Here is a 22,716-nt window from a genome sequence, read left to right on the forward strand (position 1 = left end):
GAAAAACCCTCTTCGGAGGGTTTTTTTGTGAACGGTTGATCATCCTTTCCTGTTTTTTCCTCTTTTGCCGTCTTTATGACAGAAACCGGGTACATAGTTTGATGGCCGGATAACAATAATAATGGCAAATCAAAAGCAAAAGGGGGGAAAACAAATGAACCGAATGGTCTTGTGGATGCGTGGCTTATTGAGCTTATGCCTGGTTTTTGTATTGAGTGCATGTGCCACTTCCCAAGAGCAAGGGGTGGACCGGGACACGCTGAGGGATGATGTGACGAGAATTGCCAATCGAAACAATATGAACGAACGTGCACAAAATTTTACCCGGACCAATGATACGGATGACAACAACTTGACGCGCGGTGTCCGGGTTTCGGATGAAGTGGCCGGCGAAGTGGCCGGTTTGCCGGAAGTAAACAGCGCCGCAGCCATTGTGATGGGCAACACGGCTTATGTGGCGGTGGTTTTAGAAGAAAAACGCGGAGACGGAAAGGTGACCGACAGATTAAAAGAAAAGATCACCAAACACGCCAGAGCCGTGGATCCGACGTTGCGGGATGTATATGTCTCCGCCAACCCGGATTTCGTCAAACAAATGAATAATTATGCCAATGACCTGCGGAACGGACGTCCGGTCAGCGGATTCATCAAAAATTTGAATGATATCATCCAAAGAACATTCCCGGAAGCCAAATAAGCCTTTTTTTACGGAGACAGACCTCTTTTGAGGTCTGTCTTTTTTATATATAATTAGGGCAAAGAAGGAAATTGAAGCAGGGAGTGTCGGTGTGTGAAAAGATTAACGCCCATGGAGATTTTCAACAAAGATTTCAAGCAATCGTTGCGGGGTTATGATATTGAAGAAGTGAATAAATTTTTGGATCAGGTGATTGCAAGTTACGAAGATGTGTTGCAGGAAAATGAATATTTGAAGGAAGAAATCAAGAAGTTGAAAAGCGGGGGGAAAAAGGTGTCCCAGGCAACGGGGCGCAATGCCGCCGTTAAAAACGATGACGTGATCAACGATATTCTCGCCCGGTTGGATCGTTTGGAGAAAATCGTCCTTCGTTAATACATAAAAACATGTGTGTAAAATGGCTGGCATCCGTATCAGATCAACATCAATCGGTTTCCTTCATTTTCGCCATGGAAGTATATTTTTATTAAAATTAATAATCAAACCCTCTTCCAAGGAGGTTTTTTGAATATTTTGCTGAATTAAAAAATAGTTTGAAGAAAAAAGGGGGGCATCGATTGAGAAAAATATTGACGATGGGGATGGCAGCCATTTTCCTTTTGGCTGTGATGTTGAGCGGTTGCAGTACAAAAGCGGATCAAGGCGACAAAATGCTCAATTTGAACATCACCGGTGAACCGACTTCCCTGGATCCGGCGCAAGCTTTTGATGAAGATTCCCTGGATATCACCCATAACCTGTTTGTCGGACTGATGCGCCTGGACGAAAATCATCAACCGCAGCCCGCCATTGCGGAGAAAGTGGAGACCAGTGAAGACGGACGGGTTTATACCTTTACGCTGAGAAAAACCAAATGGTCCGACGGAAGTCCGTTGACCGCCCATGACTTTGAATTTGCCTGGAAACGGGTGTTGAACCCGGAAACGGCTTCCAAAGCAGCTTTTCTGCTTTATTTTATTAAAGGAGCTGAAGCGTACAATCAAGGAAAAGCCGGTGTGGAAGAAGTCGGGGTTCAAGCGTTGGACGATAACACATTGCGGGTGGAGTTGGAAAAGCCGACGCCTTCCTTCCTCGAACTCACCGCCTATCCGGTTTATTCCCCGGTGAGCAAGCAGGCTTTTGAAAAAAATCCCGACATGTTCCAAAATGCCCAAAACTATGTGAGCAACGGCGCGTTCCGGTTGGCTGAATGGAAGCACAACAATTATGTGAAAATAACCAAAAACGAAAATTTTTACAAAGCAAATGAGGTCAAACTGGATGGAATTCATTTTTCGGTGATTACGGATAACCAGACCGTTTATCAGATGTTTCAAACCAAAAAATTGCATGTGGCGTCAAAGAGTTCCATCCCCGGGGAGCTGTTAACCCGTCTGATCGGGGAAGGGAAAGTGAAAACCATGGAAGGAAGCGGGCTTTCCTTTTTCCGGTTTAACGTGAAAGAGAAACCGTTTACCAACAAGAAGATCCGTCAAGCGTTTGCCCTGGCGGTCGACCGCAAACTGATCACGGAACAGATCGTGGGAAGCGGGGAAGAACCGGCTTACGCTTATGTCGCTCCTTCCGTGCCGGACAATTTCCGTAAGGAAGGGGGAAATCTGATTGCAGACGGCCAGTATGAAAAGGCACGGCAACTCTTGGCCGAAGGGATGAAAGAAGAAGGATGGGATCGGTTACCGCCGGTGACGCTCATGTACAGCAATGCCACAGATAAAAACAAAAAAGTGGTGGAAGCCGTTCAGGAAATGTATCGCAAACATCTGGGCGTGGAAATTCAATTGCAAGCCAAGGAGAAAAAAGTCTATTATGCCGATCAGGAAAACACCCGGTTTGTAATGAGCACCTCCAGTTTCCTGGCGGATTACAACGATGCTTATAATTACCTGGAAAGTTTCCAAACCGGGCATCCGATGAACCGAACCAATTGGAGCAATGAAAAATATGATGCGCTGCTCAAGCAGGCATCCGAAACGGCAGATCCTGAAACAAGAAAGAAACTGCTGCATGAAGCGGAGGCGATTTTGTTTGACGATATGCCGGTGTTCCCGCTTTACTATTACAACACGGCCTATATGGAACAGCCGGGAGTCAAAGGCATCATCCGCCATCCGGTCGGTCCGAAAGATTATACGTATGCCGAAGTGAATTAAGCCCTCTTTGGTCCGGAAGTTTCAAGTGGATTTTTTTTACAAAGTAATTTTGCTTGAAACACACATACTAAAGACAGATCCGGACCATTTGGAGGGTAATGATGGAAAATCGAGACAATCAATTTCAAAAGCAAGAAGAACGTCAGGAAGAACGTATGGAAAATCGCTCCTATCAGGAAAATAATCACAATCCTCAGCTGGATGAAGAGGTGGCACAAGAGGTTGCTCCCAATCCGGCTCTGATGCAGGACAGAAGGGAGAACCATAAAAGAAAGGAAGAGGCGGGAGGCTTCGGCATTGGTTTAACCGCCTTGATTCTGTCCGTTCTTTCATTTTTTGTCTGGCCGTTTGTTTTATCCATTGCCGGGATTATTGTAGGGATTTTTGCCGTTCGGAAAAAAAGTGCTTTGGGATGGTGGGCGATTGCTGTTGGGATCGTTGCCCTGATCGTCGCACTCTTTTTATTTCCGTTCCGACTACTTTTTTAATCACGTCCGGATCAGGTGAACAAGCCTTTCTTTTTCAGAAAGGCTTGTTCTTATGATAAAAATATGTTATAATTTAAAACGAAATTTGCGGATGTAGTTCAATGGTAGAACACTAGCTTCCCAAGCTAGGAATGCGGGTTCGATTCCCGTCATCCGCTCCAGTTTATTTTGTGAACGGACTGGAAGCGCTTTTAGGAAATGCACAATAAAGAGGGAATCATCCTGGAACCCCCTCCGAAATAAAAGCAAAGGCATTACTGTTTCAGTAGTGCCTTTTTTATTTGTTTTAAAAAAAGTAGCCAAGGGTGCATCCGATCGAATAAAATAATGAAAATGGTGTAAAAAGGAGGAGCTTCGATGCAGGAAAGGCAATATATCCGTGAGCAATTTACGCGTGAAGAAGATGAAGTGCTCAAGTCGATCGGCACCGGGCTTGAAAAACACGGATTCCCGCAAATTTCCGTGCCGCCGGAAGTCGGAAAAATGTTACATATGCTCGTGAAGATTTCCAATGCATCCAATGTTTTGGAAATCGGTGCTTTGGGGGGCTACAGCACAATTTGGATGGCCAGGGCGTTGCCGGAACACGGGAAGGTTATTTCGTTGGAATTAAAGGAGGAGCATGCGCAATTTGCCCGTAAGAATATTGCCAAAGCGGGGCTTGGTGACCGGGTCGAATTGATCGTCGGCGATGCCATGGAAAGTTTAAATCAATTGGAGAAAGAACAAAAACGGTTTGATTTCTTTTTTATTGATGCGGACAAGCTGAATTACCCAAACTATCTGGAGAAAGCCATCCGGCTGTCAAATCCCGGGGCCGTGATCACTGCGGACAATTTATTTCTTCGCGGCCGGGTGTTTGATGAGAACAATCAGGCACCTTCGCCGGTGACCATGCGCCGGTTCCATCAGCAGATGGCCACGGATGACCGCTTGGAGTCCCTGATTCTTCCGCTGGGTGACGGTTTGGCCGTTTGCCGGGTAAAGGAACCCCGTTAAAAAAAGGAACCCGAATTTTCCGGATTCCTCGGTTTCTGTCTGATTTTAATTTTTCTGTGTCGAGCCGGACTTCACAAGAAAACGAGCCATCCATTCATCGGATTTTCGGGCGATCTTCGGATAACGTTTCCGAAGTTTGAGAAGGATTCGTTCTGCCCAAGGAGTGGTTTTGGAAAGCAGGATCAATCCGATAAATGTAAATAAAAATCCTTGGAGAAATGGTGTGAAAAAACCAATGATTCCCAATATTAAAAAGGTCCATCCGAGAATGTTTGTCCAAAGTGTTTTCATGTCGATGTTCAAACCCCTTCAGCCCGTTTATCTTATATTTTTAGTATATCCCAGACTGCCTTGAATCAAAATGAAGTTTTTTTGGCAAATGTTGCAAAAATATGACCGTGACAAAGGGGGCAAAGCGATGAGTTGTTTGGAAGAAATTTTGTCATATAATGAGAAGTTTGTAAAAGATAAACAATATGAACAATTCGCCACGGACAAATATCCCGATAAACGGTTATTGATCGTCACTTGCATGGATACCCGGTTGACGGAGTTGTTGCCCAAAGCCCTGAACTTGAAAAACGGGGATGCCAAAATTCTCAAGACGGCCGGCGCCTTCATATCCGAGCCGTATGGAAGCCTGATGCGCAGCCTTTTGGTGGGCGTAACGCTTTTAAAAGTGGAAGAAGTGATGGTGATCGGCCATCACGATTGCGGGCTGGTCGGTTTAACGGGCGAGCGGGTGCTTGAAAAATTAAAAGAGAGAGGAATCACCGAAGAGAAAGCGGATGAAATAGAAAAACAAGGAGTGGATGCCGAAAAATGGTTGTCCGGCATTCAAAGTGTGGAAGAAGGCGTGATGGAGAGCGTCCGTTTGATCCAAAACCATCCCTTTTTCCCCCGGGATGTTCTGGTCCATGGCTTAACCATCGATCCCGAAACGGGAAAGTTGGAAGTGGTTTATGACGGAAGGAAAAAATAATCTTCTTCTTTTTCGCAAAAACTGATAAAATATGTGGTAATTAAAAGGAGGCACTGCTTATGGCACTGGCTACATTTGGAGCTGGATGTTTCTGGGGGGTTGAAGAAGTGTTCCGCCAAATTCCCGGTGTGAAAAACACCACCGTGGGCTATATGGGCGGAACCACGGAAAACCCGACGTATGAAGAGGTTTGCACGGATCAGACCGGCCATGCCGAAGTGGTTCAGGTCGAGTATGATCCGGAACAAGTCACTTATGAAGAATTGCTGGATGTATTCTGGAACAATCACAATCCGACGACACTGAACCGTCAGGGCCCTGATGTGGGAACCCAGTACCGTTCGGTGATTTTTTACCATACAGAGGAACAAAAACAGGCTGCGGAAGCGTCGAAAAAGCAATTGGATCAATCCGGCAAATGGAAAGATCCGATTGTGACACAGATTGAACCGGCCAGCACTTTTTGGCGTGCGGAAGAATATCATCAACGTTACTTGCAAAAACGCGGCTTAAATGCCTGCCATTTATAATCAGAGAAAAAGGCGCTGACATCGGGCGCCTTTTTCTGTAAGGAAGTGAATCGTGTGAAAGAAATGGTGGTCAAAGGCAAAGTCGTGGATGATATGACCCGTTGTATCCATTACCATTCGGAGTTGGATATCATAGCGGTTAAGTTTGCCTGTTGCGGGCAATACTATCCATGCTATTTTTGTCATCAGGAAGCGGAGAATCATCCGGTCGTCCGTTGGTCGGCCCGCCATCTGCATGAAAAAGCGGTCTTCTGCGGTGTGTGCCGGCATGAAATGACCCTGAAGGAGTATCTGCAGGGGACGGGAGCCTGTCCCTCTTGCCGCGCCAAGTTTAATCCGGGTTGCCGGAAACACTGGCATTATTATTTCGACCCGTCTTTGCTGTCTTGTATCCGATGAGAAATTTGAAACGGATCTTCCGGCACCTGAATGGATGGCAGGTGTTTTGTTTTGTGTTAGAATGATGGAGTTATGAAAACAGGCATTCTTGTACAGCAGAAAGGAGGGGGGATCGGTGGTTTATTTGGATAACAGTGCAACGACACAAACCGATCCGGCTGTGATCCAGGTCATGGGGGATGTCATGCGCGAAGTGTTCGGAAATCCCTCTTCATTGCACGGCATCGGAGTGAAAGCCGAGCGGTTGCTGCAGCAGGCGCGCAAAGTGATTGCCGATGCACTCGGAGGATCGCCGCAGGAAATCATTTTCACCTCGGGAGGCACTGAAGCCAATAACATGGTGATTCGCGGGGTTGCCGAATCTTACTGCAACCGGGGAAACCACATTATCACGAGCCAGGTTGAACATCCGTCCGTGTATGATGTTTTTCAGTACCTGAAACAAAAAGGATGGAAAGTCACTTTTCTGCCCGTGAATGAAAAGGGGCAAGTGAGGACCGAAGACGTCAAAGCCGCTTTGACCGATGAAACGGTTCTGGTTTCCATCATGCATGTCAATAATGAGACGGGAAGCATTCAACCGATCGGGGAAATCGGGCAATTATTAAAATCTTATCCCAAAGTGTTGTTTCATGTGGATGCGGTCCAATCTTTCGGAAAGATCCCGCTGAAACCGGCCGATGCCCATATCGACTTTTTAACCATGTCCGGCCACAAGATTCACGGGCCGAAAGGCATTGGTTGTTTATATAAACGGAAAAACCTGACCCTTCCGCCGCTTTTGATCGGAGGGGGACAAGAGCAGGGACTTCGCTCGGGAACGGAAAATGTCCCGGCTGTTGCCGGCCTGGCCAAAGCGGTGGTGATGGCTGGCCAATCGGAGAAAGATTTTATTCAAAAATGCCAACGATGGAAAGAAATGCTCTTGGAGCGCGTGAAAGAGTTAAACGGTGTGAAAGTGAACGGAGATACGTCTTCCCGCGGTGGAGCCCCGTATATTTTGAACTTGTCTTTCCCCGGATTGAAGTCCGAGGTGGTGGTCCATGCCTTGGAAAAAGAAAAGGTTTATGTTTCCAGCAAATCGGCCTGCTCCTCGAAAAAAGAAGAGCCTTCCAGAGTGTTGAAAGCGATGGGGCTGACCGATCAGGAAGCGATCGGCTCCATCCGGATCAGCATGGGGAGAATGAACACGGACGAAGACATCCGCCGATGCGGCGATGCACTGGTGCGTGTCATTCCGGAATTACAACAAGTCATGAAGGTGCATAAAGGATGAAAAAGAACTGTATATTGTTGCGATATGGAGAGCTTGCACTAAAAGGCAAGAATAAAAAAGAATTTGAGAATCAGTTGGTGAACAACATCCGCCAAAAAGTGAAACGGTTTCCGGGCACGGTGGTGACCAAAAGTCCGGGCCGGATTTATATTGATCTGAATGAAGAATACTTCGAGCCGGTCATTCAGGCCTGTTCGGAAATTTTCGGTCTGGTGGGAATCTGTCCCGCCATCCGCGTGGAAAAGGATTGGGAAAAAATCAAAGAGGCGGCATTGGCGCTGTTGAGTGAACGGAAGGAACGGGTGCAAACGTTTAAAATCAATGCGAAACGGGCCGATAAGCAATTCCCCATCCCTTCTCAGGAGATGAATCACCGGTTGGGCGGATTTTTGCTGGCCAAACTGCCTCATTTGAAAGTCGACGTCCACGACCCGGACCTGACGTTGTTTGTGGAAGTGCGGAAGGAACATGCTTATGTGTACGGCGAGGATCTTCCCGGTTTGGGCGGTTTGCCGGTTGGAGTCAGCGGGAGGGTTTTGTTGATGCTCTCCGGCGGGATCGACAGCCCGGTCGCCGGCTTTCTGGCACTGAAACGGGGCGTGGAGTTGCAGGCGATTCATTTCCACAGTTATCCGTATACCAGCGAACGGGCCAAACAAAAAGTGATCGACCTGGCCAAAATTTTAACCCGCTACGGGGGACACATCCGGTTGCATGTGGTTCCGTTCACCGAGATCCAAACGGAGATCAACAAGCATTGTTATGAATCGTACAGCATCACCATTATGCGCCGCTTTATGTTCCGCATCGCGGAGCAAATTGCCAAAAAACACAAAGCGTTGGCGTTGGTGACCGGAGAAAGCCTCGGCCAGGTGGCCAGCCAGACCCTGGAAAGCATGCAAACAATTAATGCCGTAACGACGATGCCCGTATTAAGGCCGCTGGTGGGAATGGATAAACAGGAAATTATGACCATCTCCAAGCGTATAGATACTTATGAAACTTCCATTTTGCCGTATGAAGATTGTTGTACGGTCTTTCTGCCGAAAGCGCCGAAAACCAAACCTCATCTGGATGTGGCCGAACGCCAGGAACGTTTGCTGGATGTGGAACGGTTGATCCAAGAAGCTGTGGAAAACACGGAAATCATCGACTTGCGTCCGGAAGACGAAGAAGAATTTTCCTACTTTTAAGGTTGCGTTTGGCATGCGGTTTTCGTTCCGCATGCCAAACGGTCAAAATGAACATGACCGAAACGGGGGTCCGGTGTATGATTCCATTTCAAGAAGAAGTATACCGATTGACAAAAAAATTGGTGGAACACCCCAGTATTGTCGGAACTTTCGGTGAACGGGACATGGCTTATCTGATTTATGAGATATTGCAAGAGACCCCTTATTTTCAAGAACATCCCGAGTATTTGCAGATGACGCCGACCCGGCAGGATGACCTGGAAAGATATAATGTACTCGCATTGCTGAAAGGCGGCAATGAGAATGAAAGCGAAACCGTGATATTGATGGGGCACATGGATACGGTGGGCGTGGAAGATTACGGGAAATGGATGAATCTCGCTTTTTCGCCGGAACCATTGTTGGAAGAGTGGAAAAAGAGCAAACTGCCGGAAGAAGTGAAAAAAGATCTTGACACCGGGGATTACATCGGCGGGCGCGGAGTGCTGGACATGAAAAGCGGGATTGCCATCCATTTGGCGATTGTCCGGTACTTTGCCCGGAACCGGCATTTATTGAAAGGGAATTTGCTGTTTGTTGCCGCTTGTGATGAAGAGCGGAATTCGCGCGGGATCCTGTCGGCCCTGACCGATATCTTGCAATGGGGAAGGGAAGAAAAGCTCACCTATATTGCGGCAATCAATTCGGATTACACGTCGCCCCGGTTTCCGGGGGATTGCGACCGCTATATTTATCTGGGGACGGTCGGTAAATTGTTGCCGGCTTTTTATATCGTGGGCAAGGAAACCCATGTGGGGCAGGCATTTGAAGGCTTTGATCCCAACCTGATTGCGTCGGAGTTGACGGCGCGAATCGATTACCAAACCAATTTGTGTGATGAAATGTTTGGCGAAATCACGTTGCCCCCGGTTTCATTGAAACAAACGGATCTGAAAAAACAATATGATGTGCAAACACCCAAAACTGCACTGGTTTACTATAATTTTTTCGTTCACAGTTGGTCACCGCGGGATGTGCTGGAAAAGTTGAAACAGGTGGCCATTGATGCCTTTGAATCGGCCGTCATGAAGTTTCGGGACCAGTCGCGCCGGTATCATGAATCGAGACGCCGTCCGTACCGGGATATCGACTGGAAGCCGCGGGTTTATACATATGAGGAGTTTTACCGGAAATGCCGTGAAAAACACGGGCAGGAATTCGAACGGGAAATCTTGCGATTGACCGGGAACATACTGAATCAGGAAAACATGGATGTTCGCGAGCACTCGCTGCGGATGGTGGAGGAGTTGTGGAAATGGGGCGGCGACGATGACCCGGCGGTGATTCTTTTTTATGCGGCCCCTTATATTCCCCGTGTGGTTTTAAATGAAAAAGATCCGCGTGATCTCCGCCTGATCCGGGCCGTAAAAAAATCGGTCGCGGAGATTGAGCCTTTGCAGGAGAAAAAGATCAAAGTGCGCAAATTTTTCCCGTATATTTCGGATATGAGCTTTGTGGCCATGAGCGATGATGAACGGGAAATTCAAACGTTCGAAAAAAACATGCCGGTGTGGGGGGCCAAATACCATATGGACATGGAAGCCATCTGGCAGCTGGATGTCCCGGTGGTCAACATCGGCCCATACGGAAAAGACGCCCATAAAAAATGGGAACGGTTGGAAATTTCCTATTCGATGCAATGGGTTCCCAACTTGACTGTGCGTGTGATCCGGCATCTTTTCAATTCTGTGGATGCTTTTTGACAATGTCTCACCGGATGCAAATTTGTGTTATCGTATAAAGGAGCAGATACAGAAAAGGAGAGTCGACATGGATACGAGTTGGATGGAGCCTGCCTTTTGGCTTGCTTTTTTTAATATTATCATCATCGATTTGATCTTGAGCGGGGATAACGCGGTAGTGATCGGGATGGCCGCACGCAAACTGCCACCGGCGCAAAGGAAAAAAGCGATCGTGTTCGGTGCGGGCGTTGCTGTGTTGTTACGGTCCACCCTGACGGTCGTGGCCGCTTATTTGTTGAACATTCCCCTGTTGAAGACCGTGGGCGGAATCTTGTTGATCGGCATTGCGGTGAAATTATTGGTGGAGGAAGATGACGGAGTGGATGTCCATGCCGGGGATACGTTGAAAAGTGCCATTAAAACCATCATCATCGCTGATGTGGTGATGAGTCTGGATAATGTATTGGCGGTTGCCGGCGCTTCCCACGGGAGTGTTTTTCTCGTATTGATAGGACTGGCTCTGAGCATTCCGTTTATCATGTGGGGCAGCAACATCATTGCCGGATTGCTGAACCGGTTTCCCTGGCTGCTCTATGTCGGGGCCGCCGTACTCGGGTACACGGGCGGACAATTGATTGTGGAAGACCCGTTCGTTCATCAATTGCTGACCGGGCTGGATGTCTTGAATCTGATCATCCCGGTGGCGCTGGCTGTGATTGTTGTCATCAGCGGCTATGCGTGGAAACATAAAACGAAAACGGTGTAAATCAAATCAAAAAGCCGGCTTGTCCGTTTGCGGATGAGCCGGCTTTTTCCGGTTAAAAGGAGACAATCTTTTTTGTTGGCTGGGGAAGCAGGATTCGAACCTGCGCATCACGGAGTCAAAGTCCGTTGCCTTACCACTTGGCTATTCCCCATTGCTTTCTTTCTTAGAATGGATCCATTCGCCACGTTTTATACATCGCACGCGGCATAAAGGAAAAAAAAGTCAAACCAACCCAAATCAAAAAAATGGCAAAATTCAGGAGGATCTTTCCTTTTAAAGGGGAAATTGTAAAAATATGTCGTTTGCATGGGAAAGGGGTATTCAGCATGGACATAGCTTCTTACATCAATCAATTGTTGCATCAGGCCGTGCAACTCAGGGCAAGTGATGTCCATATTGAACCGCAACCGGATGCATTGCGCATCCGTATGCGGGTGGACGGACAATTGACGGAGACCGGAAAGGCGGATCTCTTCCATGCAACAGCGATTGTCTCAAGAATCAAAGTGATGAGCCGGATGGATATCGGGGAAAAACGTCTTCCGCAGGACGGGGTTTTTGTTTTTCAGCGGGACAAACAACCGCTTGAGATCCGGGTGTCCACCCTGCCGACAATTCACGGGGAGAAAGTGGTGATGCGGATTCTTCGTCTCCGCGAGAATCCTTTCACCATGGAAGAGTTGGGGATGGAGAGCAAACAACAACAAAAGGTGAGGCGCCTGTTAAGCAAAAGCAGCGGCCTCATGGTTGTCACCGGCCCCACCGGCTCTGGCAAAACCACGACACTTTACACCTTGTTGCAGACATTGAATCAAAGCCGGACCAACATTGTTTCTTTGGAAGATCCGGTTGAATTGCAACTGGACGGGATCAATCAGGTGCAAATCCATCCGAAATCCGGCCTCACTTATGCCTGCGCATTGCGGGCGGTGATGAGGCAGGATCCGGATGTGATCATGATCGGGGAAATCCGGGATGAGGAAGTGGCAAAGATTGCCGTGAGTGCCGCGTTGACCGGTCATCTGGTTCTGACGACGTTACACACGCCCGATGCGGCGGGAGCCGTGATCCGTTTGCTGGATTTGAAAGTGGAACCGTACCGCTTGGCCGCATCGCTCATCGGGGTGATTGCGCAAAGGCTGGTGCGGCAAATTTGCACCGGCTGTGGCGGTGAGGGGTGCCATTATTGCCGGCACACCGGGTACCGGGGAAGAACCGGGGTTTTTGAAGTGCTGGAGATAAGTGATGACCTGGCCGGGCAGATTGCCCGTCATAATACAGGGGTGAAAATTCGCAAGGCGATGAAAGATTCGGGGATGATGACGCTGGAAGACAGGATGAAAGAGCATGTCAATAAAGGCGAAACGATGATGGAAGAACGGGTGAGGAAGGTCGATGGGGATGTTGTGGATAAAGAAACGGTGGAATGCGGAGCAGTACATGGTGTTTAGTCAGCAAATGGGCCATCTGTTGGAAAGCGGAATTCCATTAATGGCCTGTTTGGAATTGCTGGCCGCACAGCGTTTGATCGACGAACCGGTTTATCAACGGCTGAACGGGTTGCTGCAAAAAGGGCAATCGTTGTCCGCGGCTTTGAAAAAACTCAACTTTCCGCCGATTTACACCGCTTTTGTGCGGGCGGCGGAAGAACACGGGGATTACGTATCGGGGTTTAAGCGCTGTGCTTCTTACTATGCAACCAAAGCCAATTGGCAGCGGGAAGTCAAAAAAGCATGCACTTATCCGGCGATTGTGTTTCTCCTTGCCGTTTGCGCTTTTGTCTTTATGTTTACAGTGGTGATGCCGAGGTTTTCCCATCTGTATGCATCCATGAATATTTCCATGCCGCTGTTTACACGCCGTCTGTTTCAGGTTTATGATGCGTTGCCGCAGCTTTTGGCAGGGGGATTGCTTTTCATTCTTCTGGTGGTGACCGTGGGTTTCATCCTCCGGTTGAGCCCCTTCCCGGTCCGGGTTTGGTGGGGAGCCTGCTGGATCCGTTTGCCGTTGGTCCGGCAGATTTGCCGGTACCGGCACACTCATTTTTTGACCATTCAGCTGTCTTCCCTTTTAAAAGCCGGGGTTTCGTTGGTGGATGCCCTGCAGTTGATCCAAAAACACACACCATGGCCGGTGCTTGTCCATTACCTGAACCGGGTGAACCAAGAACTGTTGACGGGGAAATCTTTTTCCGGCGCCTTGAGCCAAAAGGGCAAACATTTCTTTTTGCCTTCTTTGCCCCGGTTGGTTGCCATTGCCGAGGAATCGGGGAAATTGGTGGAAACCTTGACCAATCTGGCGGACGGGACTGAAATGATGATCCGTTACAAATTGGAACGGGTGGCCAAAAGCATAGAGCCTTTTTGTATTTTTATGATCGGCCTGATGATCGCGGTCTCGGTGGTTGCTTTGTTTTTGCCGGTGTTAAAACTGGTGCAGGCGCTCTGAATAAACGAAAGGGGGAGGAACATGAATGTCCATCGTTCGCATGGAGAAAAAGGGTTTACTCTGATCGAGATGTTGGTTGTCCTGTTTATTATCGGTTTGATTTTGGCGATCGCCATTCCCAATTTGAAAGCGGCGGGAATGAAAGCACAGGAGAAAGCGGATCTCGCCAACCGGCAAATGATTGCGGCCCAAGCGGATCAGTATTTTTTGGAGTACGGGGAATATCCGACGGTTGAAGAATTGGTGAAAAGGGGTTATTTGCGTTCCGTCCCTCCATGTCCGTCCGGAAACGGAAAATATGTGATCCACCCGGAACCGAATCTTCCTTTTGACCGGAGAGTCACCTGTCATGCGAAATGACGGAAGGCCGGGCGGCCAAGCGGGATGGACGCTGATCGAAGTGATTTTTGCGTTGTTTTTGTTTGGCTTGTTGGCCACTTTGTGTGTCCCCGCCGTCATGTCGGTGGGGGAGCGGGTGGAAAGAAAGCTGTTGATTGAGGAGCTTGCGACCCAACTGCAACTGGCGCAAATGGAAGCCGTCACAAGACAAGCGGAAGTGACGGTGCAGTGGGAAGCGAAGGAAGTGAAAGTGATTGAAGACGGGGCGTTATTAAGGAAAATGGATATCCCTCCGCCATACCGGTTGGACAGCAACTATCCGGGGCAACGGCTCACTTTCCGGGAAACGGGACAGGTGCGCGGCGGCACGGTCACTTTTTATGTCAAAGACAAGCCCGTCGGACGCATTGTGATTCAAGTGGCTTCCGGACTGCCGGTGATCGAGGTGTTCGTCAATGCCGTCTGACCGTTTTAACATTAACAGCTCAAGCGGTTTTACGCTGGCCGAACTGGTCAGTGCCGGCTTTGTTCTGGGGGTGTTTGTGTTTTTTGCTTTACCCGTGTTGAAAGAAATGCGGATGCACTATGCTTCACAAGTGTTGCAGATGGAGATATCAGAGGCCATGCAGAGCAAGATGGAAGAACTTCAACACAGCGATCCCGGGCAATGCAAGGGGCAAGAAAAAGTAAAAAGCCGCCAGCCCGTGCAAAAAGAAATCCTGTTGCGCTGGGATTGCAAAAAGGTGCAACCTTTCTTATATCAATTGGAGTTGAAGGCCGAATGGGAAGGATTCGACGGAAAAACCGAAAGCCGGCGATGGTTCACCCACCGTTTTTTCCCGTAAAAACGGAAGCCGGGTTTACCTATATTGAATTTTGCATCGTTTTGTCCGCTTTGATCGTTTTTCTGCCGGCCTTGTTTTTTGTGTCTTCCACCACAGAAAAAGAAATTAAAGAAATGATCCATCACTCCCGGTTGGAGATGGATTACCTGTCTTTTTTGGTGTGGCTGGAAAAAGACGTCCAAAAAGGGGTTCATTTCCGGGAAACGGATGGCGTGTTGTACATTGAGCAGGATCAACAAGTGATGATCCGTTACATGCTGAAAGGACGGCGCTTGATCCGAAGCGTCAAAAAGCCGGAAGACAAGGGGTTCAGGGGTACGACCATTGTTCTGAACCATGTTTATTATGCGCAATTTTTACCGGATGAGAACGGAGTGAAGTCGGATGTCGGATTGCAAAATTGGTATGCCCACCAGGAATTTCAAACGTACTTTTCAAAACGGTCACAGGAGAAAGACCCATCCCGGTGAGTCCGGCATGGCTCTGCCGGTCACCCTCATGATTGTGACGTTTTTATTCACACTGATCATGCTGTCGGTTTCGCAAATGGTTCAAGTGAGAAGGATGCAAACGCTGTATCAGGAAAGAGTGAAAAGCCGGTATGTGGCTGAAAGCGGGATCGCCATTGTCCAGCAACAATTGCGGTTGAACGGGCAAAACCGGGCGGCTGCGGCGGATGAAACCATGATTCAGGTGGAGGACCGGTATGTCTTGGTCAATGTGGATGTCCAGCCGTCTCATGTACGGGTCCAAGCCACCACGTGGGGGGAACAGGGCGTGGTGCAAACCGTGGAAGCTTTTCTCCATCCAAAAACCTATGCCGTTTCGCGGTGGATCCGGTAAATCGTTTTTTTCCGGTTTAAAGTTTTTTGTGCCGGGCCATGCTAAAGGCTGAGGTGATTGGATGTCATTCAGGGATTGGTTTACCTATTTGTTGGAAAGATTCATCTGGTATCTCGAAACCCCCCGGACCGAACGGAAGAAACTAAAACAATCGCGAAAAGAACCTTGGAGTGTCCGCTGGTTTGGATTGATTCCATTCTCGATGAAAATGACCATTGACAAACAACGAAGCAGATTGCGAGGGAAGCAAAGTGGAAAATAATTACCGGTTGATGAATTTGCAACAGCAACCGAAGTTGTTGGAACAAATCCAAAAATGGGAACGGGAACTTCATAAACAGACCGGAAGCCATGTGGCCCTGATTGCTTACGAAGAAAAGCAAACGGAACAACTTCACAAAAAGGAGCGGGAGTGAAGCTCCTTTTCTTTTTGTTCTGTGTTATACTTTATAATTGAGTTTTGACCTTATTCTATCGATTATAGATTTACCTACATTTAAAAGGAGCGAATCCTTGATGGTACATCGTACAAAAACCCGACCGGTAAAAGTGGGAAATATCCAAATCGGGGGAAACGACCAAGTTGTGATACAAAGCATGACCACAACCAAAACCCATGACGTCAAAGCAACCGTTGAGCAGATTCGGAAGCTGGAAGAAGCCGGATGTCAGATTGTGCGCGTGGCTTGTCCCGATCAGCGTGCGGCAGAGGCGATTCCGTTGATTAAAAAAGAAGTGAATGTCCCCCTGGTTGCGGATATTCATTTTGATTATAAGTTGGCATTAAAGGCGATTGAAGGCGGGATTGACAAAATCCGCATCAATCCGGGAAACATCGGCCGCCGCGAAAAAGTGGAAGCAGTCGTCAAAGCTGCCAAGGAACGCGGGATTCCGATTCGGATTGGTGTAAATGCCGGATCTTTGGAAAAACGCATTTTGGAGAAATACGGCTATCCTACGGCACAAGGCATGATTGAGAGCGCATTGTACCATATCGGCATTTTGGAAGAGTTGGATTTTCATGATATTATCGTTTCGTTGAAAGCCTCGGATGTCCGGTTGGCGATCGATGCATATAAATTGGCGGCCGAAACCTTTGATTATCCTTTGCATTTGGGAATCACCGAATCGGGAACGTTGTTTTCCGGAACAGTAAAAAGTTCGGCTGGTTTGGGCGCACTTTTGGCGATGGGAATCGGAAACACCATCCGCATCAGCCTGAGTGCCGATCCGGTGGAGGAAGTGAAAGTGGCCCGCGAATTGCTGAAAGCGTTCGGATTGGCAGCCAATGCCGCCACGTTGATTTCTTGTCCCACTTGCGGCCGGATCGAGATTGATTTGATCTCCATTGCCAACGAGATTGAAGAATACATTGCAAACATTCAAGCGCCCATCAAAGTGTCTGTGTTGGGATGTGCCGTAAATGGTCCGGGGGAAGCCAAAGAAGCGGATATCGGAATTGCCGGGGCCCGTGGAGAAGGATTGCTTTTCCGTCACGGCAAGATTATCCGCAAAATTCCCGAAGAGAAAATGGTTGAGGAACTGAAAAAAGAGATCGACAAACTCGCGGAAGAGTATTACAAAAAACAAAATGAAGAAAAACAAAACGTTCTCAATGCTTAAAAGAAGAGCCATCCTTTTTTAAGGATGGCTTTTTACTCATTCCATGTATAAAGCCCGCTTTTTTTTGTGATACTATTGCTGATCCCAAGTTAAAGGAGGGATATCATGAGAAAAGTAGCTTTGGTTCTGGTGATTATTGGCGCGTTAAACTGGTTGCTGGTAGGACTTTTTCAATGGGATTTGGTATCGGCCATTTTCGGAGGCGAAGCTTTCAGGGAATCCTCCTTTCTCAGCCGCATCATTTATGCCTTGGTCGGGATTGCGGGGATTTATGCGATTCGCTTCCTCTTTGATGATCGTACAAAAGCCGAATACCAATAACATAAGCGAAACTCCGGGCAAATCCGTCTGGAGTTTTTTTGGGGGTAAAAAATTTGATTCTTTCGTAAAATCAGGATATAAGTTAAGATCAGAAAAGAAAGGGGGAGGCAAAAATGAAACCGCTCATCGGACTGACCATGTCTTTGGAAAACGAGACCAAACAATATCTGTCCAAAGCATACAGCGATGCGGTGTTTGAAGCTGGAGGGATCGCCCTGGTCATTCCCTATACCGTGGAGGATCATGTGATTCAACAACTGAGCTTGAAATTGGATGGATTGATTTTGACCGGGGGAGGGGATATCGATCCGACCTTGTTTGATGAAGAGCCGCATCCCGGATTGGGAGAAATCGTTCCGGACCGCGATGAGATGGAGATAGCGTTAATTGAACAGTTCATGGAGCAAAACAAGCCCATCCTGGGGATTTGTCGCGGATGCCAGATCTTAAACATTGCGCTCGGCGGAGACATGTACCAGGATCTCGCCGCCCAAAAGCAAACCCTTTTGCAGCATGCACAGCGGGCGCCAAGGTATCATGCTTCCCACACCATCACCATTGTGGAAGATACCTTGCTCCAATCGATTTATCAAAAAGGGCTGGCCAAGGTGAACAGCTTTCACCATCAAGCCGTCCGCAATGTCGTGGAACCTTTCCGGGTCTCGGCCATATCCAAAGACGGGGTTATTGAAGCGTTTGAAAGCAAAGAACATCCTTTTGTGATGGGGGTGCAATGGCATCCGGAGGACATGGTGAAAAGGGATGCCGATGCATACCGCCTCTTTTGTGCTTTTGTGGAGGCTTGCATCCAACGAAAAAGGGAGGACGTCTGAATTCGACAACCGCCGGTTCCTGTGTTAATATGCGGAATATGATGATGATATTATTGATTCTTGCTTGGATGATTTTAAACGGATTTGGTTTTTTGCTGATGGGATGGGATAAAGCCCAAGCCATGAAACGGAAATGGAGGGTCAGAGAAAGCGTCTTTTTTTTGCTGTCTTTTTTTGGAGGGGCCGTCGGGGTTTGGCTGGGGATGAAAGCTTTCCGGCATAAAACCCTGCACCGGTCTTTTCGCATCGGGGTTCCCGTGTTTGTGGCATGGAACCTGTTTTTTCTTTATGTTTTGTGGGAAATCATCTAGCCACTTTTTCATATCCGCCTCCTTTTTGATGCAAACTATGGATCAAGAAGGAGGTTTCATTTATGAAACGAACAAGACCGATTCTTTTCTTCGCCCTTTTTTTGTCCGGTTTGCTTTTTGTTCCGGAAGCGGCATGGTCTTTTCAGGAAAAAAAGGAGCCGGAAGTCCGGCTGATGGTAAGGTTCGGCGAAAAGGAGTGGAACCTGGATCTGCGGGAAATCGGTTTTGACGGAATTGATCCGACCACTTTGAATCAGGATGCGCTCATGAATCAAATCCATGAGACGATTGAAAAAGAAGTGAACCGCAAGCCCCGGTCAGCATATTACAAAGATCGCAAAGTGGTTCCTCATCAACTTGGAGTCAAAGTGGACCGCCAAAAAATCAAATTATGGTTTGATGAAATTCATGATTATATCAACCGCCCGGTTGATTTGCCCGTCCAATGGTCCATGCCGGCACTCACTACGAACGAACTTTTGCAATTAAAAGAAAAAGAGTTGGGCAGTTATACCACCTTTTTTAATCACAGGAACGTCAACCGCTCGCATAATATCTATTTATCCGCCAAAGCCATCGACCATCATGTGTTGATGCCCGGGGAAACCTTTTCCTTTAACAAAGTGGTGGGGATCCGTTCCAGAGCGCGGGGATACCGGATGGCGAAGGTCATCGTAAAAGGGGAATACAGCGAAGGAGTGGGCGGTGGCATTTGCCAAACTTCCTCCACCCTGTTTAATGCCGTTGACATGGCAGGGCTTGAGATTGTAGAACGGAACAGCCACAGCCGCCGGGTGGCTTACGTTCCCAAAAACCGGGATGCCACTGTATCTTGGGGCGGACCCGATTTCAGGTTTAAAAATTCGCTTTCCAAACCGATTCTGATTGCAGCCAATGTAAACAAAGGCGTGCTGACAATTCACATTTATGCTCCACGCGATGCCCGTCATTTTCCACGCGAAGTTCCTGATCCCCCGGGTGAAAAAGAATCCATTCGGGAGGAAGTGAAAGAAAAAAAGCGAACATTGGATAAGCGGGCGCCATATGATAAATAAAAATGGGTGATTATATGACAAAAGTTGGAGACTCGTAGATCATTCCGGGAACTTTTGCTATAATCAAGTCATTGTTTCAGGCTCACCGAAGGAGGTATTGGATGAACAAGACCCTTCTCAGCAGCCTTGCGATGATTTTTCTCCTGCTGGCAGGATGTTCCGGGTCTTCCCAACAAGTGGAGGTCACGTTCAGTGACCAATCCAAAATGATCAAGCTTGAATCAAGTGATCATACTTTGGCAGAGGCTTTGGAAGGGGCTGGTTTGAATGTGGCGGAGTTGAAGCGGAAGTATTCGCCGAGCATCCAATGGAACCAGCCTCTGAAAGGACATAACCGGGTTCAGTTGATCTGCAAATGTAAAGTGTCGCTTCAAGTCGGCGGTAAGGATATGGGAACGTTCGAGACTTCGAAGACGACCATTGGTGATGTCCTGGAAGACAAAAACATTCAAATTTCCGAGTGGGATGAAGTCAATCTGCCTCTGAATCAAAAAATCAAAGACGGCGTGAAAATCGTCGTGGATCGTTATGAACAGCGGATTCAGAAAAAAATAGAACTGGTGCCTTATAAAACCAAGGAAATTGAAGATAAAGAATTGGCCAAGGGCGAAAAAGAAGTGGAGCAAGAAGGGGAAAAAGGGAAAAAAATCTACGAAGTCGCCATGATGTATAAAAATGGGGAACCCATGGAGGAAAACGGGAAACAAGTGGTGAAGCAAAGATTGGTGGATACCGTTCAGCCTGTCGAGGAAATTGTAAAAATTGGCACGAATGAAGAATTGGCTGAAAAAGATGACACCCAATTGGCGTCTGCCGGCACTCTGACCGTTCAGGCCACTGGTTACACCCATACTGGCGGCAGAACCGCAACAGGTACATATCCGCATCGTGGAACCATTGCCGTGGATCCGGATGTGATTCCTTTGGGAACAAAACTGTATGTTCCGGGTTACGGATATGGAGTGGCGGAAGATACCGGAGGAGCAGTGCAAGGCCATATCATCGATTTGTTTTTTGAAACCAGAAGTGAAGCAATTCAATGGGGAAGAAGAACGGTTACGATCAAGATTTTAAAATAAAACAGAAAAAAATCGACCTGCAATTAAAAGAATTGCAGGTTTTTTTTATTGAATAGGGAATTATTTTTATAGCAGGGAGTTCTTCTTGGGTGAAGATACATCATATCCTTCGCAATGATCTCCAAACGCCCCGGATACACCCGCCTTCCATCAAGCACAAACCATCCGATCATGCCGTCACATTTTGGTTTAAATTTCCTCAGACAGAGGAATATTGTTACTGAGAATAAAGTGATGTATGGGGGAAATGCAAGCGGATATTTGGTATATTTTGTGATATTTTCTTTGTTTTCGGTAGCTGAATGAGCTATACTTGAAAACAAGGAATAATTCATCCGAGGTGTGACGATGGTAGGTCGGAATGAATCTTGCCCGTGCGGCAGTGGAAAAAAGTACAAAAAATGTTGTGAAAGGGTAGTGACTCTGTCTGTAGCCGAAAAAGCAAGAGAAGATCGGGAAAGTCAGCTGAAGAATGATTTACTGCATGAGTTTAATCAATGGTTCCATCGACACATGTCACCAGAAATGCAATTGGATTGGGTCGACCGTTTTAAGCAGTTGCTGAACATTCCGCCTGAAAAGCCGATTCCGCACAACATGTCCGCTTTCTTCCGGTTTTGGCTGTTGTTTGATGCACCCAGCCTGAACCAGAAACGTCCCGTAGAGATCTGGGCCTCCACACTTTTGAAAAAAAATCCCTACCAAAAACGACTTGCAAGAAGCTTTTGTCAATCCCGCTTTACTTGTTACGAGTTGTTGGATTTCGATGAACAAAAAGCGGTCTATCGGATGCTGACGGGCGGCGGGGAGATGACGGTGAAGCATCCGGCAGGAGAATATCCGCCGGCACCTTTGATTTTTGGGCGGTTTGTCCGAATCGGCAATCATTATGAACTGTTTGGCCCTTATACATCCTTCTTGCATGAGATGAGAGGGGAGATACTTTTGCAACTAGAGAAATACAACCACTTGGAAGAAAATAAGTACACAACTTGGGAGAACGGTTGGAGAGTTTTTGGTTGGTCCATTCAACGTGCAGAAGAAATGGAAAATTCAAAATCTGCTCAAACAGGGCCAAAAGTTTCGGAAGAAAAAACCTCCGGATGGCCTGTCTTGGAGGAGAAAAATGAAAAATTGCCTTTGTATGTCATGCAGCAATTTGAACAATTTTTCATCCAATACGTTTCGTCGTTTCAAAAAGGGACGCAAGCTTTGTACAGCCAGTCGATCGATAAATTGTACCAATACCTGTCCTCCCGGTTCGGAAGCCGGTTTCGGTGGGAGTATTTGGATGAAGAGACGTTTATTCACTTTCTCAGCAAATGGTATCTGGATCAAGGGAAATGCACACCTCAGGGTTCCCGCGTTTTCCTCAACACACTGAAATATTTTTTCCGCTGGTTGGAAAGTGAAAAGATGGCTCACGTTTATCCGGTGTTCCGGAAAGTCTACATTCATTTGATCCGTACCTTGCCGGTTGCGGTGGAAGTGCGCAAATGGCTTTTGGACCATGGCATTTGTGAGGCAGAAAGGAATCCGGAAACGGTTGAAGAGAAACAGGAAATGTCGATGTTTACTTTTTCGTCTTCCGGACCGGTGGTCTATCTGGAAGGAAAATGGAAACCCGTCCATCTGTCGGCGGTTCCCTCGTTTACAACAGAACAGCGTTTTTGGATCCGGGGAAAGCTGGCAAAAAATGAAACGGGTTGCCATTTTACGCAGATCGACGGGGTTTATCCGGTGGTGGTTTTTGACAATCCGGCACAACTGATGAGTCAGAAATGATAAAAAGAAGCCATTGCAAAGGGGTGGCTTCTT

General features: G+C 47.6%; 29 protein-coding genes and 2 tRNA genes. 29 read left to right on the top strand and 2 right to left on the bottom strand.

Annotation, left to right across the window (positions count from 1 at the left end; all coding sequences use genetic code 11):
- The first annotated feature begins 154 nt into the window (after positions 1–154).
- The 6 genes from I8U21_RS06165 to I8U21_RS06190 all read left to right on the top strand — a co-directional run bounded on the left by I8U21_RS06165 (position 155) and on the right by I8U21_RS06190 (position 4,334).
- Positions 155–697, top strand: coding sequence for a YhcN/YlaJ family sporulation lipoprotein (locus I8U21_RS06165; RefSeq protein WP_181730905.1), 543 nt, complete (start codon positions 155–157; stop codon positions 695–697).
- A gap of 93 nt (positions 698–790) precedes the next feature.
- A complete protein-coding gene (locus I8U21_RS06170; protein ID WP_370527034.1) occupies positions 791–1,072 on the top strand; it encodes a DivIVA domain-containing protein in 282 nt (93 codons plus the stop codon).
- Between the two features lie 182 nt (positions 1,073–1,254).
- Entirely contained in the window at positions 1,255–2,847 is a 1,593-nt protein-coding gene (locus I8U21_RS06175; RefSeq protein ID WP_198053532.1) for a peptide ABC transporter substrate-binding protein, read from the top strand.
- Positions 2,848–2,948: 101 nt separating this feature from the next.
- Positions 2,949–3,335 (top strand): DUF4190 domain-containing protein, encoded by a 387-nt coding sequence (locus I8U21_RS06180; RefSeq protein WP_181730902.1) that lies wholly within the window; start codon positions 2,949–2,951, stop codon positions 3,333–3,335.
- 87 nt (positions 3,336–3,422) lie between these two features.
- Positions 3,423–3,496 (top strand) — tRNA-Gly (locus I8U21_RS06185).
- Positions 3,497–3,692: 196 nt separating this feature from the next.
- Positions 3,693–4,334: an O-methyltransferase gene (locus I8U21_RS06190; protein ID WP_181730901.1), complete on the top strand. Its 642-nt coding sequence runs from the start codon at positions 3,693–3,695 to the stop codon at positions 4,332–4,334.
- 45 nt (positions 4,335–4,379) lie between these two features.
- Here I8U21_RS06190 and I8U21_RS15285 read toward each other — a convergent pair whose 3' ends face one another.
- Positions 4,380–4,625, bottom strand: a complete 246-nt coding sequence (locus tag I8U21_RS15285) for a PGPGW domain-containing protein (RefSeq protein WP_181730900.1) — start codon at positions 4,623–4,625, stop codon at positions 4,380–4,382.
- 127 nt (positions 4,626–4,752) lie between these two features.
- Here I8U21_RS15285 and I8U21_RS06200 point away from each other — a divergent pair, with 127 nt between their 5' ends.
- The 7 genes from I8U21_RS06200 to I8U21_RS06230 all read left to right on the top strand — a co-directional run bounded on the left by I8U21_RS06200 (position 4,753) and on the right by I8U21_RS06230 (position 11,201).
- Entirely contained in the window at positions 4,753–5,316 is a 564-nt protein-coding gene (locus tag I8U21_RS06200; protein ID WP_181730899.1) for a beta-class carbonic anhydrase, read from the top strand.
- Between the two features lie 59 nt (positions 5,317–5,375).
- Positions 5,376–5,846 carry a peptide-methionine (S)-S-oxide reductase MsrA gene (msrA, locus tag I8U21_RS06205; RefSeq protein WP_198053533.1) on the top strand — a complete coding sequence of 157 codons (471 nt, stop codon included), beginning with the start codon at positions 5,376–5,378 and terminating at the stop codon, positions 5,844–5,846.
- A 63-nt stretch (positions 5,847–5,909) separates the two neighbouring features.
- Positions 5,910–6,245: a CHY zinc finger protein gene (locus tag I8U21_RS06210; RefSeq protein WP_198053631.1), complete on the top strand. Its 336-nt coding sequence runs from the start codon at positions 5,910–5,912 to the stop codon at positions 6,243–6,245.
- A 115-nt stretch (positions 6,246–6,360) separates the two neighbouring features.
- Positions 6,361–7,521 carry a cysteine desulfurase family protein gene (locus I8U21_RS06215; RefSeq protein WP_181730897.1) on the top strand — a complete coding sequence of 387 codons (1,161 nt, stop codon included), beginning with the start codon at positions 6,361–6,363 and terminating at the stop codon, positions 7,519–7,521.
- Positions 7,518–8,714 carry a tRNA uracil 4-sulfurtransferase ThiI gene (gene thiI / locus I8U21_RS06220; protein WP_198053534.1) on the top strand — a complete coding sequence of 399 codons (1,197 nt, stop codon included), beginning with the start codon at positions 7,518–7,520 and terminating at the stop codon, positions 8,712–8,714. Before I8U21_RS06215 ends, thiI begins: the two co-directional genes overlap by 4 nt.
- A gap of 77 nt (positions 8,715–8,791) precedes the next feature.
- Complete coding sequence (locus tag I8U21_RS06225) at positions 8,792–10,456, top strand: M20/M25/M40 family metallo-hydrolase (RefSeq protein ID WP_232337541.1); 1,665 nt, start codon at positions 8,792–8,794, stop codon at positions 10,454–10,456.
- Positions 10,457–10,523: 67 nt separating this feature from the next.
- Positions 10,524–11,201 (top strand): TerC family protein, encoded by a 678-nt coding sequence (locus I8U21_RS06230; protein ID WP_232333823.1) that lies wholly within the window; start codon positions 10,524–10,526, stop codon positions 11,199–11,201.
- A gap of 76 nt (positions 11,202–11,277) precedes the next feature.
- Here I8U21_RS06230 and I8U21_RS06235 read toward each other — a convergent pair.
- A tRNA-Gln gene (locus tag I8U21_RS06235) sits at positions 11,278–11,352 on the bottom strand.
- Positions 11,353–11,527: 175 nt separating this feature from the next.
- On the opposite strand from I8U21_RS06235, the gene I8U21_RS06240 reads away from it, so the two are divergent.
- From I8U21_RS06240 to I8U21_RS06320, 16 genes are all read left to right on the top strand, one after another.
- The gene (locus I8U21_RS06240; protein WP_198053535.1) at positions 11,528–12,652 is read left to right on the top strand and encodes a GspE/PulE family protein; all 1,125 of its coding nucleotides are present in this window, start codon (positions 11,528–11,530) and stop codon (positions 12,650–12,652) included.
- Entirely contained in the window at positions 12,603–13,649 is a 1,047-nt protein-coding gene (locus I8U21_RS06245) for a type II secretion system F family protein (protein ID WP_198053536.1), read from the top strand. Before I8U21_RS06240 ends, I8U21_RS06245 begins: the two co-directional genes overlap by 50 nt.
- Before the next feature lie 21 nt (positions 13,650–13,670).
- The gene (locus I8U21_RS06250) at positions 13,671–14,009 is read left to right on the top strand and encodes a competence type IV pilus major pilin ComGC (RefSeq protein WP_181730893.1); all 339 of its coding nucleotides are present in this window, start codon (positions 13,671–13,673) and stop codon (positions 14,007–14,009) included.
- Positions 13,999–14,454, top strand: coding sequence for a type II secretion system protein (locus I8U21_RS06255; protein ID WP_181730892.1), 456 nt, complete (start codon positions 13,999–14,001; stop codon positions 14,452–14,454). Before I8U21_RS06250 ends, I8U21_RS06255 begins: the two co-directional genes overlap by 11 nt.
- Positions 14,444–14,833, top strand: coding sequence for a hypothetical protein (locus I8U21_RS06260; protein WP_181730891.1), 390 nt, complete (start codon positions 14,444–14,446; stop codon positions 14,831–14,833). Before I8U21_RS06255 ends, I8U21_RS06260 begins: the two co-directional genes overlap by 11 nt.
- On the top strand, positions 14,770–15,303 hold the full coding sequence (locus tag I8U21_RS06265) for a hypothetical protein (RefSeq protein WP_181730890.1): 534 nt from the start codon (positions 14,770–14,772) through the stop codon (positions 15,301–15,303). Before I8U21_RS06260 ends, I8U21_RS06265 begins: the two co-directional genes overlap by 64 nt.
- A gap of 7 nt (positions 15,304–15,310) precedes the next feature.
- Positions 15,311–15,676: a hypothetical protein gene (locus I8U21_RS06270; RefSeq protein ID WP_181730889.1), complete on the top strand. Its 366-nt coding sequence runs from the start codon at positions 15,311–15,313 to the stop codon at positions 15,674–15,676.
- A gap of 61 nt (positions 15,677–15,737) precedes the next feature.
- Positions 15,738–15,938, top strand: a complete 201-nt coding sequence (locus I8U21_RS15290) for a YqzE family protein (protein ID WP_037995087.1) — start codon at positions 15,738–15,740, stop codon at positions 15,936–15,938.
- The gene (locus I8U21_RS06280; protein WP_181731235.1) at positions 15,928–16,092 is read left to right on the top strand and encodes a hypothetical protein; all 165 of its coding nucleotides are present in this window, start codon (positions 15,928–15,930) and stop codon (positions 16,090–16,092) included. Before I8U21_RS15290 ends, I8U21_RS06280 begins: the two co-directional genes overlap by 11 nt.
- Positions 16,093–16,192: 100 nt before the next feature.
- On the top strand, positions 16,193–17,299 hold the full coding sequence (gene ispG, locus I8U21_RS06285) for a flavodoxin-dependent (E)-4-hydroxy-3-methylbut-2-enyl-diphosphate synthase (RefSeq protein WP_181730888.1): 1,107 nt from the start codon (positions 16,193–16,195) through the stop codon (positions 17,297–17,299).
- Between the two features lie 105 nt (positions 17,300–17,404).
- On the top strand, positions 17,405–17,620 hold the full coding sequence (locus I8U21_RS06290; RefSeq protein ID WP_181730887.1) for a DUF378 domain-containing protein: 216 nt from the start codon (positions 17,405–17,407) through the stop codon (positions 17,618–17,620).
- 113 nt (positions 17,621–17,733) lie between these two features.
- A complete protein-coding gene (locus I8U21_RS06295; RefSeq protein WP_198053537.1) occupies positions 17,734–18,453 on the top strand; it encodes a gamma-glutamyl-gamma-aminobutyrate hydrolase family protein in 720 nt (239 codons plus the stop codon).
- A 41-nt stretch (positions 18,454–18,494) separates the two neighbouring features.
- Positions 18,495–18,764 carry a DUF1294 domain-containing protein gene (locus I8U21_RS06300; RefSeq protein ID WP_181730885.1) on the top strand — a complete coding sequence of 90 codons (270 nt, stop codon included), beginning with the start codon at positions 18,495–18,497 and terminating at the stop codon, positions 18,762–18,764.
- Positions 18,765–18,826: 62 nt separating this feature from the next.
- Positions 18,827–19,819, top strand: coding sequence for a VanW family protein (locus tag I8U21_RS06305; RefSeq protein ID WP_232337547.1), 993 nt, complete (start codon positions 18,827–18,829; stop codon positions 19,817–19,819).
- Between the two features lie 101 nt (positions 19,820–19,920).
- A complete protein-coding gene (locus tag I8U21_RS06310) occupies positions 19,921–20,898 on the top strand; it encodes a 3D domain-containing protein (protein WP_181730884.1) in 978 nt (325 codons plus the stop codon).
- A gap of 513 nt (positions 20,899–21,411) precedes the next feature.
- Positions 21,412–22,683, top strand: coding sequence for a hypothetical protein (locus I8U21_RS06320; RefSeq protein ID WP_198053646.1), 1,272 nt, complete (start codon positions 21,412–21,414; stop codon positions 22,681–22,683).
- Positions 22,684–22,716 lie beyond the last annotated feature (33 nt).

The organism is Thermoactinomyces sp. CICC 23799 (assembly GCF_016055145.1).
GTDB classification, from domain to species: Bacteria; Bacillota; Bacilli; order Thermoactinomycetales; family Thermoactinomycetaceae; genus Thermoactinomyces; species Thermoactinomyces intermedius.

Excerpts from the sequence above, each read along its gene's own strand:
- I8U21_RS06165 (WP_181730905.1), top strand. The coding sequence starts at position 155 with ATGAACCGAATGGTCTTGTGGATGCGTGGCTTATTGAGCTTATGCCTG.
- I8U21_RS06180 (WP_181730902.1), top strand. The coding sequence starts at position 2,949 with ATGGAAAATCGAGACAATCAATTTCAAAAGCAAGAAGAACGTCAGGAA.
- I8U21_RS06190 (WP_181730901.1), top strand. The coding sequence starts at position 3,693 with ATGCAGGAAAGGCAATATATCCGTGAGCAATTTACGCGTGAAGAAGAT.
- I8U21_RS15285 (WP_181730900.1), bottom strand. The coding sequence starts at position 4,625 with ATGAAAACACTTTGGACAAACATTCTCGGATGGACCTTTTTAATATTG.
- I8U21_RS06200 (WP_181730899.1), top strand. The coding sequence starts at position 4,753 with ATGAGTTGTTTGGAAGAAATTTTGTCATATAATGAGAAGTTTGTAAAA.
- msrA (WP_198053533.1), top strand. The coding sequence starts at position 5,376 with ATGGCACTGGCTACATTTGGAGCTGGATGTTTCTGGGGGGTTGAAGAA.
- I8U21_RS06210 (WP_198053631.1), top strand. The coding sequence starts at position 5,910 with ATGGTGGTCAAAGGCAAAGTCGTGGATGATATGACCCGTTGTATCCAT.
- thiI (WP_198053534.1), top strand. The coding sequence starts at position 7,518 with ATGAAAAAGAACTGTATATTGTTGCGATATGGAGAGCTTGCACTAAAA.
- I8U21_RS06225 (WP_232337541.1), top strand. The coding sequence starts at position 8,792 with ATGATTCCATTTCAAGAAGAAGTATACCGATTGACAAAAAAATTGGTG.
- I8U21_RS06230 (WP_232333823.1), top strand. The coding sequence starts at position 10,524 with ATGGATACGAGTTGGATGGAGCCTGCCTTTTGGCTTGCTTTTTTTAAT.
- I8U21_RS06240 (WP_198053535.1), top strand. The coding sequence starts at position 11,528 with ATGGACATAGCTTCTTACATCAATCAATTGTTGCATCAGGCCGTGCAA.
- I8U21_RS06245 (WP_198053536.1), top strand. The coding sequence starts at position 12,603 with ATGTTGTGGATAAAGAAACGGTGGAATGCGGAGCAGTACATGGTGTTT.
- I8U21_RS06250 (WP_181730893.1), top strand. The coding sequence starts at position 13,671 with ATGAATGTCCATCGTTCGCATGGAGAAAAAGGGTTTACTCTGATCGAG.
- I8U21_RS06255 (WP_181730892.1), top strand. The coding sequence starts at position 13,999 with ATGCGAAATGACGGAAGGCCGGGCGGCCAAGCGGGATGGACGCTGATC.
- I8U21_RS06260 (WP_181730891.1), top strand. The coding sequence starts at position 14,444 with ATGCCGTCTGACCGTTTTAACATTAACAGCTCAAGCGGTTTTACGCTG.
- I8U21_RS06265 (WP_181730890.1), top strand. The coding sequence starts at position 14,770 with ATGGGAAGGATTCGACGGAAAAACCGAAAGCCGGCGATGGTTCACCCA.
- I8U21_RS06270 (WP_181730889.1), top strand. The coding sequence starts at position 15,311 with ATGGCTCTGCCGGTCACCCTCATGATTGTGACGTTTTTATTCACACTG.
- I8U21_RS15290 (WP_037995087.1), top strand. The coding sequence starts at position 15,738 with ATGTCATTCAGGGATTGGTTTACCTATTTGTTGGAAAGATTCATCTGG.
- ispG (WP_181730888.1), top strand. The coding sequence starts at position 16,193 with ATGGTACATCGTACAAAAACCCGACCGGTAAAAGTGGGAAATATCCAA.
- I8U21_RS06290 (WP_181730887.1), top strand. The coding sequence starts at position 17,405 with ATGAGAAAAGTAGCTTTGGTTCTGGTGATTATTGGCGCGTTAAACTGG.
- I8U21_RS06295 (WP_198053537.1), top strand. The coding sequence starts at position 17,734 with ATGAAACCGCTCATCGGACTGACCATGTCTTTGGAAAACGAGACCAAA.
- I8U21_RS06300 (WP_181730885.1), top strand. The coding sequence starts at position 18,495 with ATGATGATATTATTGATTCTTGCTTGGATGATTTTAAACGGATTTGGT.
- I8U21_RS06305 (WP_232337547.1), top strand. The coding sequence starts at position 18,827 with ATGAAACGAACAAGACCGATTCTTTTCTTCGCCCTTTTTTTGTCCGGT.
- I8U21_RS06310 (WP_181730884.1), top strand. The coding sequence starts at position 19,921 with ATGAACAAGACCCTTCTCAGCAGCCTTGCGATGATTTTTCTCCTGCTG.
- I8U21_RS06320 (WP_198053646.1), top strand. The coding sequence starts at position 21,412 with ATGTCACCAGAAATGCAATTGGATTGGGTCGACCGTTTTAAGCAGTTG.